At 58.9% G+C, this 15,009-nt stretch carries 12 protein-coding genes; 4 read left to right on the top strand and 8 right to left on the bottom strand.

Annotation, left to right across the window (positions count from 1 at the left end; all coding sequences use genetic code 11):
• Nucleotides 1–251: 251 nt before the first annotated feature.
• From nirB to cobA, 4 genes are read left to right on the top strand one after another with little or no spacing between them, the layout of a single operon-like run.
• Entirely contained in the window at nucleotides 252–2,705 is a 2,454-nt protein-coding gene (gene nirB / locus ACYZT5_RS34330; RefSeq protein ID WP_462049219.1) for a nitrite reductase large subunit NirB, read from the top strand.
• The gene (nirD, locus tag ACYZT5_RS34325; protein WP_008146292.1) at nucleotides 2,702–3,019 is read left to right on the top strand and encodes a nitrite reductase small subunit NirD; all 318 of its coding nucleotides are present in this window, start codon (nucleotides 2,702–2,704) and stop codon (nucleotides 3,017–3,019) included. The genes nirB and nirD overlap by 4 nt, the downstream gene beginning before the upstream one ends.
• Complete coding sequence (locus ACYZT5_RS34320; protein ID WP_462049218.1) at nucleotides 3,019–5,736, top strand: nitrate reductase; 2,718 nt, start codon at nucleotides 3,019–3,021, stop codon at nucleotides 5,734–5,736. The genes nirD and ACYZT5_RS34320 overlap by 1 nt, the downstream gene beginning before the upstream one ends.
• Nucleotides 5,737–5,747: 11 nt before the next feature.
• Nucleotides 5,748–6,527, top strand: a complete 780-nt coding sequence (cobA, locus tag ACYZT5_RS34315; protein ID WP_462049217.1) for a uroporphyrinogen-III C-methyltransferase — start codon at nucleotides 5,748–5,750, stop codon at nucleotides 6,525–6,527.
• A 114-nt stretch (nucleotides 6,528–6,641) separates the two neighbouring features.
• Here the strand turns inward: cobA and ACYZT5_RS34310 are convergent, their stop codons facing one another.
• The 8 genes from ACYZT5_RS34310 to ppsA form a co-directional block, all read right to left on the bottom strand.
• A complete protein-coding gene (locus ACYZT5_RS34310) occupies nucleotides 6,642–7,676 on the bottom strand; it encodes an OmpA family protein (protein ID WP_462049216.1) in 1,035 nt (344 codons plus the stop codon).
• A 107-nt stretch (nucleotides 7,677–7,783) separates the two neighbouring features.
• Nucleotides 7,784–8,374 carry an RNA polymerase sigma factor SigX gene (gene sigX / locus ACYZT5_RS34305; RefSeq protein WP_282378716.1) on the bottom strand — a complete coding sequence of 197 codons (591 nt, stop codon included), beginning with the start codon at nucleotides 8,372–8,374 and terminating at the stop codon, nucleotides 7,784–7,786.
• Nucleotides 8,375–8,461: 87 nt separating this feature from the next.
• On the bottom strand, nucleotides 8,462–9,286 hold the full coding sequence (locus ACYZT5_RS34300; protein ID WP_008027407.1) for a mechanosensitive ion channel family protein: 825 nt from the start codon (nucleotides 9,284–9,286) through the stop codon (nucleotides 8,462–8,464).
• A gap of 2 nt (nucleotides 9,287–9,288) precedes the next feature.
• Nucleotides 9,289–9,537 (bottom strand): hypothetical protein, encoded by a 249-nt coding sequence (locus ACYZT5_RS34295; RefSeq protein ID WP_045060997.1) that lies wholly within the window; start codon nucleotides 9,535–9,537, stop codon nucleotides 9,289–9,291.
• A 63-nt stretch (nucleotides 9,538–9,600) separates the two neighbouring features.
• Complete coding sequence (locus tag ACYZT5_RS34290) at nucleotides 9,601–10,596, bottom strand: zinc transporter ZntB (protein WP_462049215.1); 996 nt, start codon at nucleotides 10,594–10,596, stop codon at nucleotides 9,601–9,603.
• 26 nt (nucleotides 10,597–10,622) lie between these two features.
• The gene (gene rraA / locus ACYZT5_RS34285; RefSeq protein WP_429392798.1) at nucleotides 10,623–11,114 is read right to left on the bottom strand and encodes a ribonuclease E activity regulator RraA; all 492 of its coding nucleotides are present in this window, start codon (nucleotides 11,112–11,114) and stop codon (nucleotides 10,623–10,625) included.
• A 137-nt stretch (nucleotides 11,115–11,251) separates the two neighbouring features.
• Nucleotides 11,252–12,241, bottom strand: coding sequence for an alpha/beta fold hydrolase (locus ACYZT5_RS34280; RefSeq protein WP_462049214.1), 990 nt, complete (start codon nucleotides 12,239–12,241; stop codon nucleotides 11,252–11,254).
• A gap of 247 nt (nucleotides 12,242–12,488) precedes the next feature.
• Nucleotides 12,489–14,864, bottom strand: coding sequence for a phosphoenolpyruvate synthase (gene ppsA, locus ACYZT5_RS34275; RefSeq protein ID WP_462049213.1), 2,376 nt, complete (start codon nucleotides 14,862–14,864; stop codon nucleotides 12,489–12,491).
• Between the last annotated feature and the right edge of the window lie 145 nt (nucleotides 14,865–15,009).

Below are 15,009 nucleotides of genomic sequence, written 5' to 3'. Positions count from 1 at the left end.
ATACCGAGACCGCGACCAAACCCAACAAATCCGGGACTCTGAAGAACTTGGCACAACCACTGCATTACCTCTCTCATCAACTATAAAGCCCAGCCTTCAACGACGAAGGATGCGCTTCCCGAGAGAACGGGACCAGGACAAAGGCGTCCTCGCTAGGCAACTAGCGGGACGCCTTTTTTTGTTTGCGCAAAATTTGTCGAGCAAGACCTGAAAGCCCTGATGAGGCGGGTCTGAGCTCCCCGGAGAACCTGATGAAAAAACTAAAACTGGTGATGATCGGCAACGGCATGGCCGGGGTTCGCACCCTGGAAGAGTTGCTCAAGCTGAGCAATGAGCTGTACGACATCACGGTCTTCGGCGCCGAACCCCATACCAACTACAACCGCATCCTGCTGTCGCCCGTGCTGGCCGGCGAACAGACCTTCGAAGAGATTGTGCTCAACGATCTGGACTGGTACCTGGAAAACAACATCAAGCTGCTGCTCAACCGCAAAGTGGTGGAGATCGATCGGGTCAAACGCCGGGTCATCGCCGAAGACGGCAGCGAGGCCGAATACGATCGCCTGCTGATCGCCACCGGCTCGACCCCGTTCATCCTGCCAATCCCCGGCAACACCTTGCACGGCGTGATCGGCTACCGCGACATCGCCGATACCCAGGCAATGATCGACACCGCGAAAACCCACAAGCACGCCGTTGTGATCGGTGGCGGCCTGCTCGGCCTGGAAGCCGCCAACGGCCTGATGCTGCGCGGCATGCACGTCACGGTGGTGCACATCGGTGAGTGGCTGCTGGAACGGCAACTGGACAAAACCAGCGGCCAATTGCTACAAACCGCCCTGGAAACCCGTGGCCTGCACTTTCGTCTTTGCGAGCAAACCCAGGCCCTGCACGATGCCGGCAATGGCCGGGTCGGCTCGGTTGAGTTCAAGAATGGCGACATCATCCCCGCCGACCTGGTGGTAATGGCCGCCGGCATTCGCCCCAACACCGAACTCGCGGAAAAATCCGGCATCCCTTGCAACCGCGGGATTCTGGTCAACGACACCCTGCAAACCTACGACCCACGCATCTACGCCATCGGCGAATGCGCCAGCCACCGCGGCATCGCTTACGGCCTGGTGGCGCCGCTGTTCGAACAGGCCAAGGTCTGTGCCAACCACCTCGCCCAACTGGGCTTCGCCACCTACAAGGGCTCGGTGACGTCGACCAAATTGAAAGTCACCGGCATCGACCTGTTCTCCGCCGGCGACTTCATGGGCGGCGAAGGCACCGAAACCATCACCCTCTCCGACCCGATCGGCGGGGTCTACAAAAAACTGGTGATCAAGGATGACGTGCTGGTCGGGGCCTGTCTGTACGGCGATACGGCAGACGGTGGCTGGTATTTCCGGCAGATCCGTGAGAACCACGCCATCGACGAGATCCGCGATCACCTGATGTTCGGAGAAAACGCCTTGGGCGACGTAGGACATCAAGGCCAGGACAAAGCCATGAGCATGGCCGACACCGCCGAAGTTTGCGGCTGCAACGGCGTGTGCAAAGGCACCATCGTCAAGGCGATTCAGGAGCACGGATTGTTCAGCGTCGACGACGTCAAGAAACACACCAAGGCTGCCAGCTCCTGCGGTTCCTGCGCTGGGCTGGTGGAACAGATTTTGATCAACACCGTGGGCGGCGCGGCGGACGTTAAACCGAAAAGCGAAAAAGCCATCTGCGGTTGCAGCGACCTGAACCACGGGCAAATCCGCCAGGCCATCCGCGAGCAGCATTTGCTGACCATCGCTGGCACCCTGAGCTACCTGAACTGGCGCACCCCGAACGGCTGCGCCACGTGCCGCCCGGCGCTCAACTATTACCTGATTTCCACTTGGCCCGGCGAAGCCAAGGACGACCCGCAATCGCGCCTGATCAACGAACGGGCCCACGCCAACATTCAGAAAGACGGCACTTACTCTGTAGTCCCACGGATGTGGGGCGGTGTGACCAATCCCTCGGAATTGCGGCGCATTGCCGACGTAGCCGACAAATACAACGTGCCAATGGTCAAGGTGACCGGCGGCCAGCGTATCGATTTGCTGGGGATCAAGAAGCAGGACCTGCCGGGCGTCTGGAAGGATCTCGACATGCCATCCGGCCATGCCTACGGCAAATCCATCCGCACCGTGAAGACGTGCGTCGGCAGTGAGTTCTGCCGCTTCGGTACCCAGAACTCCACGCAACTGGGCATCGAGCTTGAGCACGACCTGTTCAACATGTGGTCGCCGCACAAAGTGAAACTGGCCGTCTCCGGTTGCCCACGCAACTGTTCGGAAGCGGGCATCAAGGACGTCGGAATTATCGGCGTGGATTCCGGCTGGGAGATGTACATCGGCGGCAACGGCGGGATCAAAACCGAAGTCGCGGAATTCTTCGTCAAGCTCAAAACCGCCGAAGAAGTGCGCGAATACAACGGCGCCTTCCTGCAGCTTTATCGCGAAGAAGCCTTCTACCTCGAACGCACCGTGCATTACCTGCAACGGGTCGGCATGGAGCACATCAAGAACGCCGTGCTGGAAGACCCGGAGCGACGCAAGGCACTCAACGATCGCCTGCAATTCTCCCTATCGTTCGAACAGGATCCGTGGAAGGAGCGCCTGGAGCAGCCGCTGCTGAAAAAAGAATTCGACGTCATCGCGGTGAAGAATCTGGAGGTGCCAGCATGAACTGGCTGGATATCTGCGCACTGGAAGAAATCAATGCCCTCGGCTCGCGGATCATCGCGGGACCGAAAGGTGACATCGCGATTTTTCGTACAAGCGACGATGAGGTTTTCGCACTCGACGACCGCTGCCCGCACAAGGGCGGTCCGCTGTCCCAGGGTTTGATCTACGGCAAACGGGTCGCCTGCCCGCTGCATAATTGGCAGATCGACCTGGAAACCGGCGAAGCACAGGCCCCGGACATCGGTTGCGCTCACCACCATTCAGCACGGGTCGAGAATGGCCGGGTGCTGCTGGCTCTGCGGGAAGCAAGCTGATGAACCGCCAGATCACCGCTTCCACCTGCTGCTACTGCGGGGTCGGCTGCGGCGTGCTGATCGAGCATGACGGCGAGCGCATTCTCGACGTCAGCGGCGATCCGGCCCACCCGGCCAACTTCGGCAAACTGTGCAGCAAAGGCTCCACATTGCACCTGACCGGCGACCTCGCGGCCCGGGCGTTATATCCCGAGCTGCGCTTGGGCAAAGGCCTGGCCCGTAGCCGCACCGACTGGGACACCGCCCTCGATCACGCCGCCAGCGTTTTTGCCGAGACCATCGCCGAGCACGGCCCGGACAGCGTGGCGTTCTACATCTCCGGGCAATTGCTGACCGAGGATTACTACGCGTTCAACAAACTGGCACGAGCGCTGGTGGGCACCAACAACATCGACAGCAATTCGCGCCTGTGCATGTCTTCGGCCGTGGTCGGCTACAAGCGCAGCCTGGGTGCCGACGCACCGCCGTGCAGCTACGAAGACCTGGAGCTGAGCGATTGCGTGATGATTGTCGGCAGTAACATGGCCTACGCCCACCCGATACTTTTCCGTCGGCTCGAGGAAGCGAAATCCCGTCGACCGCAGATGAAAGTCATCGTCATCGACCCGCGTCGTACCGACACCTGCGATTTGGCTGACCTGCACCTGGCGATTCTGCCGGGCACCGATGTCGCGTTGTTCCATGGGATTTTGCACCTGCTGTTGTGGGAAGACTGGGTCGACCGCGACTTCATCAAGGCCCACACCGAAGGCTTGGCCGAACTGAAAAACCTGGTGCGCGATTACACGCCGCAGATGGTTTCGCAGCTCTGTGGGATCAGCGTCGAGCAACTGCAGCAATGTGCCAAATGGGTCGGCACCTCGAAGAGTTTTCTGTCGCTGTGGTGCATGGGGCTGAACCAGTCCACCGCCGGTAGCGCAAAGAACAGCGCACTGATCAACCTGCACCTGGCCACCGGGCAAATCGGCCGCCCCGGCGCAGGACCTTTCTCGCTGACCGGTCAGCCGAATGCCATGGGAGGTCGGGAAACCGGCAGTTTGTCGAACCTGCTGCCTGGCCATCGCGAAGCCGCCAATGCTGAACATCGCGCGGAAGTGGCAGCCTATTGGGGCGTTGAACAACTCCCCGAGAACACCGGGCTAACCGCCATTGAACTGTTCGAGCAGGTGCGTAGCGGGAAAATCAAGGCGCTGTGGATCGCTTGCACCAACCCCGCGCAGTCAATGCCGGATCAAACCGCCGTGCGCGCGGCACTGCAAGCCTGCCCGTTCGTGGTGTTGCAGGAAGCCTTCCGCACCACCGAAACCGCAGCGTTCGCTGACCTGTTGCTGCCCGCCGCCAGTTGGGGCGAAAAGGACGGCACGGTGACGAACTCCGAGCGGCGCATTTCCCACGTTCGTCGAGCCGTCGTCGCACCGGGCGAAGCCCGCTCCGACTGGGCGATCACCGTCGATTTCGCACAACGCCTGGAAAAACATCTGCGTCCGGGGCAAACCAGCCTGTTTACCTTTGAAACGCCGGCGCACGTCTTCGATGAGTACAAACAACTGACCCGCGGGCGTGATCTGGACTTGTCCGGCATCAGTCACGAGCTGATCGACCGCCTCGGCCCTCAGCAATGGCCCTTCCCCACGGGTGCCAGCGAAGGCACGGCTCGGCTGTACCTGGACGGGATTTTCCCGACGGCCAGTGGACGCGCACAATTTGTGGCCGACCCGTATCGCGCCGCCAAGGAACAACGCGATGCGCGCTTCCCGCTGACCCTGATCACCGGCCGTCTGCGGGATCAATGGCACGGCATGAGCCGCACCGGCACCGCCGCGCAGCTATTCGGCCACGTCAACGAAGCCGTGTTGAGTCTGCACCCGGATGAACTGCGTCGGCATCGGCTGCAATCGGGCGACCTGGTCAGCCTGAAAAGTCGCCGTGGCGCGGTGATTGTCGCCGTTGGCAGCGACGACAGCGTGCGCCCGGGCCAGGCCTTTCTCCCCATGCATTGGGGTGACCGCTTCCTCAAGGGTGGCGTAAATGCACTCACCCAACCGGCTTTCGACCCGTTGTCGAAACAACCCGAACTCAAGCACAGCGGCGTGCGCCTCGAACCTGTGCAACTGCCGTGGAACCTTTTCGCCCTGATCGAGGGCGATATTCAACAGCATTTTGAGACGCTACGACCGCTCTGTGAGGCGTTTTCCTACGTCAGCCTCAGCTTGGCCGGCCGCGAACGCCCCGCGCTGCTGATACGCGCTGCCAGCGCCGGTGCGCCAGATCCGCAACTGTTGCGTGATATCGATCAATGCCTGGGGCTCAACGACGGCCCGGTTTTGGCTTATGACGACCCACGACGCTCCATCGGCAAACGCGTGCGGATCGAGAACGGTCGGATCACCGCGATTCGTCTGGCCGGCGAAACCCTCGCCCAACACTGGCTGCAAAGCCTGTGGCTCGAAGGTCGCGCCGACGAACAACTGCGGCGCTGGCTGCTGGCACCGCTGAGCGCACCACCGGGCAACGCCAATACGCCGGCCGTCGGTAACAAAACCCTGTGCAACTGCAAAAACGTCAGCCAGAGCGCGGTCTGCGCTGGCATTAGCCGCGGCCTGGATCTGCAGGGTTTGAAACAAGAATTGGGCTGCGGCACGCAATGCGGTTCCTGCGTCCCGGAAATCAAGCGTTTGCTGGCCGCCACTGCGCAGCCGATCGCCGTCATCTCGTGAGGAAAAACACTATGAGCGCAAAAGTCTGGCTGGTGGGTGCGGGTCCTGGGGATCCGGAATTGTTGACCCTCAAGGCTGTGCGAGCGTTGAGAGAAGCGGATGTGGTGCTGATCGATGACCTGGTCAACGACGCGGTGCTGGAGCATTGCCCGCAGGCGCGGATCATTCCCGTGGGCAAGCGCGGCGGCTGCCGCTCCACGCCTCAGGCGTTCATTCATGGCCTGATGCTGCGTTATACCCGCCACGGTAAATGCGTGGTGCGGCTCAAGGGCGGTGATCCGTGCATTTTCGGCCGTGGCGGTGAAGAGGCGCAGTGGCTGCGCGAACGCGGCGTCGAGGTTGAACTGGTCAACGGCATCACCGCCGGGCTTGCCGGCGCAACGCAATGCGATATTCCGTTGACCCTGCGGGGCGTCGCGCGTGGCGTGACGCTGGTCACCGCCCACACTCAGGATGGCAGCAGCTTGAACTGGCAGGCCCTGGCGCAAGGTGGCACGACGCTGGTGGTGTATATGGGTGTCGCAAAACTGAGCGAGATTCGTGAGCAGCTGCTGGCCGGCGGAATGGCGGCGGATACACCGGTGGCGATGATTGAAAATGCTTCCCTGCCACACCAACGGGAATGTCGGAGCGATCTGACAGCGATGGAAGACGATGCCTACAGCTTCGAGCTCAAAAGCCCGGCGATCCTGGTGATCGGTGCTGTGGCGGGATGTGATGAGATCAAAAGATCGCAGCCTCGTTTCACTCGACAGCTCCTACAGGGGGATGCATTACAATGTAGGAGCTGACGAGTGAAACGAGGCTGCGATCTTTTCGGGGCGCCGCCAAACAAACGTTGAAAACCCAAATCGCAGACAAAGAAAAGCCCGGCCTAAGCCGGGCTTTTCAGAGCTGCGAGGTAATTACTTACCTTGAGCTTCAACCTGCGCTTCTACGCGACGGTTTACAGCGCGACCAGCGTCAGTTTTGTTGTCAGCAACTGGGCGGGATTCGCCGTAGCCAACAGACTGAACGCGGGACGATTCAACACCGTACTGGTTGGTCAGAACTTGCTTAACGGCGTTTGCACGACGCTCGGACAGTTTCTGGTTGTAAGCGTCAGGACCGACGGAGTCAGTGTGACCTTCAACAGTAGTGCTGGTGGATGGGTACTGCTTCATGAAGTCAGCGAGGTTTTTGATGTCGCCGTAGCTGTTAGGCTTGACTACCGACTTGTCGAAGTCAAACTTCACGTCCAGCTCAACACGAACAACTTCAGCAACTGCCGGGCAGCCATCAGCGTCAACAGTTACGTTGGCTGGGGTATCCGGGCACTTGTCAACGTTGTCGCACACGCCATCGTTGTCGCTGTCGGAGCAGACTTCAGCTGGTGCTGGAACTGGAGCAGCAGCAGGCTTGGAGCCGCCACCGAAGTTCACACCGATACCGACGCTTGGAGCCCACTCGGTGTCGCCCTGGTCGATGTTGTACTGAGCTTCAACGCCGGCACGGGCGTAGAAGTTCTCGGTGAAGTACAGCTTGGCACCGCCGCCAACGTTGGCGAAGGTGGAACGGTTACGACCGCCACCGCCGTTCTGGCCAATGCTTTGGTCCGAGAAACCGGCAGAAACGTATGGACGGACCATGTCGCCTGGGTTGTTGAAGTGGTACAGAGCGTCCAGAGCGGTATCAGCGCCCTTGATGTTACGACCGTCGTCGGAACGCACGTTGTGCACTTCGTCGTAGCCCAGACGCAGTTCAACGTCGTCGGTCAGGAAGTAACCAACCGAACCACCGAACAGGTTGCCGTTGTTCTTGAAGTTACGAGCGCTGTCGAATTGTTCTTTCTTTGCGAAGCCTTCGATTTCAACTGCGCCTTGGCCTTGTGCCAGAGCGCCGAACGAAGTGGCGGCAATCAAAGAACCAATGGCCAAGCCCAAGGTGTTTTTCAGTTTCATCCGTTAAATCCCCATCTGGTGATTGTGAAGCAGTCCCGCAAACCGGGGGACAACTCGGCGGCAAGTCTATCAGAACTTGCCTACACGTAAGAGATATTTGCGCCGAACTAAGTTTCAGCAATGCCTGCAAATTTCTCACGCAATTTATCTAGAGCGCGTTTGTACCGCATTTTTGTTGCACTCAAACCCATGTGCATGATGTCTGCGATCTCCTGAAACTCCAGCTCTGCGACAAATCGTAGCACCAGAATTTCACGGTCAATCGGGTTCACATACACCAACCAGCGATCAAGTCCACCCGTTTCCTCGGGTTTCGGCGCCTTTTCTTCAGACGCTTCCTCGAGGGGGTCCAGACTCAAAGCATCCATCAAGCGACGCTTTCGCCGTTCTTTCCGATACTGCGTGATGCATTCGTTGTACGTGATGCTATATAGCCATGTCTTGAACTTCGATTTACCCTCGAAGTTCTTCAGGCCATACAGCACCTTCAACATCACTTCCTGACAGACATCGTCTGCATCACGATCGTTCCCAAGATATCGCGCACAGACGTTAAATAATGTTCGCTGGTAACGCCGCATCAGTTCTTCATAGGCGCGCGTTACGTGAAACAGCTCGGTATGCGAGCGCGCGACCAACTCCTCATCAGAGAGCTCGCGGGGGTCGTAGCGCGTGGACAGCGATTGAGCTTTATTCAAAACAAGTCGGGCCGACAGTCAGGTCAATGTCCGCTGCTGCCCTTTCAGGGCACTTTGCGGCGGCATACATTAGCAGGGTTTGCCGGGTTAGCGGCTACTCACATGCTGCTCCAGGAGTATCCGATTGGAGAGAGAGACTAGCTCACCCTCATCGGTCAGCAATGTGGTTTTAACCGTGCCGATCTCTTCGATCTGACCTTCGACCTCGCCAACACGCACTTGTTGCCCAACCTGATACAACTCACGCACATAGATTCCCGCAAGAATCTGACCGGCAATTTCCCGGCTTCCCAACCCCATGGCCAGCGCAACCGCCAGACCAACGGTAATCAAAACAATCACAATCACATGGTTGAGCAGGTCAGTCTTGACCTCCAACTGGCTGATTGCGACCGAAATACTGATGATAATCACCAGACCCTGGGCAATTCGCCCCAGGCCCGCAGCGTAATCCAGCCCTACGCCCTCTGCCGCACCACGCACCAGCCCATTGGCCAGTTGCGCGAGCAATACACCCACCAGCAGCACCAGGGCGGCGCCGAATACTTTCGGCAAATACAGCGCAAGCATGTCAAGCGTAGCCGAAACTCGCTCAAGTCCAAGGGATTCTGCGGCAGAAACCAGAAAAATCAGCAGAACGAACCAATAGACAATCTTGCCGATCAAGGTCGAGATCGGCACTTGAAGGCCGGCCCGGGACAGCAATTTAGTCAGACCGGTGCCGCCCATCAGGCGATCGAGTCCCAGCTTGGCGAGCAACTTGGACAACAAAGTATCCAAAAGTTTCGCCACGACGAAACCCAGCAGCAGAACAACCAGTGCTCCGAACAGGTTCGGGATGAAATTTGCAACCTTGGTCCATAACGCAGTCATTGCAGTGACGAGGCTCTGAGTCCAGAGATCAAGTTCCATATTCAATCAGCCTTATCAGCAGTGCGAACGGTAGGTTTACGGTGGCGGGATACCGGCGAGACGTGGGCCGAGCCGTTGTTGAGGGCAATCATCAGCGCGGGCAGCCAGCGGCCCAGCAGGCTGAACAGATCACCGGCGCCGACCTGGCGGTTAGCGGTTTTCAGTACACGCCCAAGGCACGCATCGTCGTCCCGGGTGGACGGTGATGCCTTGAGCATGTCACGCAAAGACTGTTCAAACGGATCGTGCATACGCACCTCTCGTGATGTCTGTGAAAGACGCGATCAAATTTGCTCGGGTCACATGGCTCACCCTCAGACCCAGCGCAAACGTCGGAATAACCACCACTGCCCCAACGCTACCGAGACCATCATCAGGCAGGCAACCAGGAAGCCATAAGGGCTTGCAGAGAACGGAATCCCGCCGACGTTGATACCCAAGAGACCTGTCAGAAAACTCATCGGCAAAAAGATCCCGGTGATGATCCCGAAGCGGTACATCGTGCGGTTCATGCGCACGCTCAAACGTCTATCTTCGGCCTCGAGGACCAACCCCACCCGCTCCCGGGTCAATTCAAGCTCCTCGAGATACCGGGTCAAGCTGTTGTTCAATTCGTTCCAGTAATCACCGTCATCTTCGACGAACCAAGGCAGTTTGATCCGTGTCAGCTGACCAAAAATATCCCGCTGCGGCGCCAGAAAACGTTTCAGTGCGGCAGCCCTGCGACGTATCTGCAAAACGGCTCCGTGCTCGGGTGTATACCGTTCGTCGGCATCCAGCTTTTCTTCTTCCTCATCGACCACTTCCGAGAGGCAACTGACCAGATCCTGCACCTTGTTGGTGAGGTATTGCGCCATATAAAGGATGAGTTCTGACGCCGTTTTTGGTCCTTTACCTTCGGCGAGCTGCACCAGCAACTCATCGGTGGCACGCAACGGACGCAAACGCAGAGAAATAACCCGCTGGGCCGACGCAAAAATCCGCACCGAGACCATGTCTTCCGGCTCGGCGCCCGGGTTCAGATTGACCCCACGCAAAAATAGCAGCAGTTCGCTGTCCGAAAGCTGTACAAGACGCGGTCGGGTGTTTTCTTCAAGCAACAGGTCACAGCTGAATTCACTCAGACCGCTGGATTTGCGCAGCCAGGTCTGGGTTTGCGGGTGACTTCGATCCCAGTGCAGCCACAGGCTTTCATGGGCCAGCAGCTGCAAGTCATCGAGTTCAGTCCGGGCTATCGAACGCGCACCGCCTTTACCGTCCAGCACCAGGGCATGCACCAGCCCCCACTGCGCGTTTTCTTCCTCGAACATCCTCACCCCTTTGTTGGTGTAGCGCTTTATTCAGGCATTTTCAGCGGGCTGGGCGAGATGATCACGCCGTTATTGTCCGCATAGATGTAGTGACCTGGATGGAAGGTCACGCCGGCAAAGGTCACCGCAACGTTGAGATCGCCGAGCCCGCGCCTGTCGGATTTCCTCGGGTGGCTGGCGAGGGCCTGAACGCCCAGATCGGTCTGCGCGATGATATCGACGTCGCGGATGCAACCGTAGATCACCAGCCCTTCCCAACCGTTTTTCGCGGCTTTCTCGGCCAGCATGTCACCCAGCAACGCATGACGCAGCGAACCGCCACCATCGACTACCAGCACCTTGCCATTACCCTTGAGCTCGACCTGCTCCTTGACCCGCGAGTTGTCTTCGAAACACTTGATGGTCACGATTTCGCCGCCGAAGGAATCTCGACCGCCGAAATTGCTGAACATCGGTTCCAGCACCTGCACCAGTTCCGGATAGGCGTCGCACAGGTCAGGCGTGAGGTAATGGTTCATCGAGAAACTCCTGTAAAGAGGAAGACAGCACGAACATCACTGATAGCTCAGCAACCGAAAATGACCAGAACAGCTCAATGCGTCATATCTTAGCCGCAAGCCGAACGGAGCGAAATGCCCTTGTTAGAGCATCAGGCTCAGACCGCCGTGGCCAGATCCGGTTTTTCACCCAGCAATGGCGTCTGCTGATCTACCAACCAGCGCGCCACCAACGGCCAGACTTCAGTCTGGGCGGCTTTGCTGACGAGCATTTCCACGTGACCAAAATTTTCGCCAAAACCCTGCTCGCGACCCAGGTTGATAAATTGCTTCTGCTCGGAACCGAGCTGATCGAACAGTTTGCGACAGGCCCAGGTCGGGTCCTGATGATCGCCCACTGCGCTCACGGTCAATACCGGCAACTGAACCTCGGCCAACCCGGCCCACCAATCCTTGTCGGCATCGCCAAAGCGCCCGAACAGGCCATACCAGCGCATGCTTTCCAGGGCCAGGCCAATAGGCTCGTCCTCCGGGCCGCGCTTTAGCCGAGAACCGGACAGCTGGGCAAAGCGTTTGAGAATGAAGCGCCCGCTCCACTCCACCGGTGGAATCTTCAGCGGCCAGTAGGTGCGGCTGACTTGAGTGCCGAAAAACGCCGCGGAAGCCACCACCGGCTCGCCGATGTATTCACCACCCAATGCCGCCGCCAGGGTAATCCCGCCCAGCGAGTGACCGATCCAGTGCGGGATCTGGCCGCTCTGCTCGCGCACGAACGCGCCAATAGCCGGCAAATCGTAACGGGCGTAGTCGGCAACGCGGTTCTTGCGGTAGTTCTGGTTACGCTGGGACAGGCCGTGGCCGCGCATTTCGGGAATCCATACATCGAATCCCAGACGCGTCAGATAGGCGCCCAGTCCGAGCCCCTTCGGGGAAAACCAGAACCGGCGATTGGAAAAGCTGCCGTGAAGCAAAATAACCGGAACGCCACGCGCGTCTGAGCCATCCGCCATGCCCAGGCGCGTCACAGCCAGTTCGACGGTGCCGTCAGGGCTGTTGCCGGGTTTCAGACGATAGACGTCTTCGCTCAGATCGCCGCGCCGCTCGGCGCTGATCAGGGCGACAGGAAATAGGTTGCTGCTGCTTTGCATAATGCTCTTGCACAAAAAAGGGCGGCGTCCAGAGGAGCCCGCCCATGAGTCCTATCTCGACAATGACTGTTCAATTTTGACGGCGTCTTTTGCTGGCACGCTGCGTTGCCGCTCCTCGCCATAGCAAGCTATGACTCGTCGCGGCGCCTTGCCTGCCAGCAAAATCCACACGTCAAAATTGAACGCATTGCCGAGATAGGACACAGATTCTTAAAGCCTCGGCCACTTGACCGAGGCTTCATTCACATCAAGCCGAAGCTTGACCTTCAGCCAGGAAGAACCAGGTTTCCAGCACGGAATCGGGGTTCAACGAAACGCTTTCGATGCCCTGCTCCATCAGCCATTTGGCCAGATCAGGGTGGTCCGAAGGGCCCTGACCGCAAATGCCGATGTACTTGCCAGCCTTGTTGCAGGCCTGAATCGCGTTGGCCAGCAGCTTCTTGACCGCCGGATTACGCTCGTCAAACAGGTGCGCGATGATCCCGGAGTCACGGTCCAGGCCCAGGGTCAACTGGGTCAGGTCGTTGGAGCCGATGGAGAAGCCGTCGAAGAACTCGAGGAACTCTTCAGCCAGAATCGCGTTGGACGGCAGTTCGCACATCATGATAATGCGCAGACCGTTTTCGCCACGGGCCAGGCCGTTTTCGGCCAGCAGATCGACGACCTGGCTCGCTTCACCCAGGGTACGGACGAACGGCACCATGATTTCAACGTTGGTCAGGCCCATCTCGTTGCGCACGCGCTTAATGGCACGGCATTCGAGTTCGAAGCAGTCACGGAACGCTTCGCTGATGTAACGCGAGGCGCCACGGAAGCCCAGCATCGGGTTTTCTTCTTCCGGCTCGTAGAGCTTGCCGCCAATCAGGTTCGCGTATTCGTTGGACTTGAAGTCCGACAGACGCACGATGACCTTTTTCGGCGTGAACGCTGCCGCCAGGGTGCTGATGCCTTCAACCAGCTTGTCGACGTAGAAGCCAACCGGATCGTTGTAGCCAGCGATGCGCTTGTCGACGCTGTCCTTGATTTCTTGTGGCAGACCGTCGTAGTTCAACAGCGCTTTCGGGTGAACACCGATCATGCGGTTGATGATGAACTCCAGACGGGCCAGGCCCACACCAGCGTTCGGCAGCTGTGCGAAGTCGAAGGCGCGGTCCGGGTTGCCGACGTTCATCATGATCTTGAACGGCAGATCAGGCATGGCATCAACGGAGTTTTTCTTGATGTCGAAGCCCAGTTCACCTTCGAAGATGTAACCGGTGTCGCCTTCAGCGCAGGAAACGGTCACGCCCTGGCCGTCTTTCAACAGCTGGGTGGCGTTGCCGCAACCGACCACGGCGGGAATGCCCAGCTCGCGAGCGATGATCGCCGCGTGGCAGGTACGACCGCCACGGTTGGTGACGATGGCACTGGCGCGCTTCATGACCGGTTCCCAGTCCGGGTCGGTCATGTCGGAGACCAGAACGTCGCCTGGCTGGACTTTGTCCATCTCGGACACGTCCTTGATGATCCGCACCTTGCCCGCGCCGATGCGCTGGCCGATGGCGCGACCTTCAACCAGCACGGTGCCGGTTTCTTTCAACAGGTAGCGTTCCATGACGTTGGCCGAGGTACGGCTCTTCACGGTTTCAGGACGGGCCTGAACGATGTAAAGCTTGCCATCGTCGCCGTCTTTGGCCCATTCGATGTCCATCGGGCACTTGTAGTGCTTCTCGATGATCATCGCTTGCTTGGCCAGCTCGCTGACTTCGGCGTCGCTCAGGCAGAAACGTGCGCGATCAGCCTTGTCGACGTCGATGGTCTTGACCGATTTACCGGCCGTGGCGACTTCGCCGTAGATCATCTTGATGGCTTTGCTGCCCAGGTTGCGACGCAGGATGGCCGGACGACCGGCTGCCAGCGTGCCTTTGTGGACGTAGAACTCATCCGGGTTCACCGCGCCTTGTACGACGGTTTCACCCAGGCCGTAGGCGCCGGTGATGAACACCACGTCACGGAAGCCCGATTCGGTATCGAGGGTGAACATCACGCCAGCGGTGCCGGTTTCGGAGCGGACCATACGCTGCACGCCGGCCGACAGGGCAACCAGCTTGTGGTCAAAGCCCTGGTGCACGCGATAGGAAATGGCGCGGTCGTTAAACAGGGAAGCGAACACTTCTTTGGCGGCGCGAATAACGTTTTCGACACCACGGATGTTCAGGAAGGTTTCCTGCTGACCGGCAAAGGAAGCGTCCGGCAGGTCTTCGGCGGTAGCGGAAGAGCGCACGGCCACGGCCATGTCAGGGTTGCCGGCCGACAGCGTGGCGAACGCGGTGCGGATCTCGGCGTTGAGCTTCTCGGGGAATTCGGCTTCCATGATCCATTGACGGATCTGGGCGCCGGTCTTGGCCAGGGCATTGACATCGTCGACGTCCAGGGCGTCGAGGGCGGCGTGGATCTGATCGTTCAGGCCGCTCAGCTCGAGAAAATCACGATAAGCCTGAGCTGTCGTGGCGAAGCCACCGGGCACCGATACACCGGCACCTGCAAGGTTACTGATCATCTCGCCCAGGGATGCGTTCTTGCCCCCCACATGCTCTACATCATGGACGCCGAGCTTATCGAGGGAAACTACGTACTCTACCAAGGTGATCTCTCCACTAACTGTGTTGGAAAAGCTCAGAAGCCGGCTGCTACAGGGAGCGTTTGCCGGCTGTATGGCCTGGACCTGGAAAATAAGTGAGAATGCGGGCCACTGGCGGCCGGCAAATCGCGCCTACTATATCCAAGAT

Source organism: Pseudomonas sp. LB3P14 (assembly GCF_054898045.1).
Note: the sequence above shows the minus strand (reverse complement) of the source record. Positions and strands in the feature narration are given on the sequence as shown.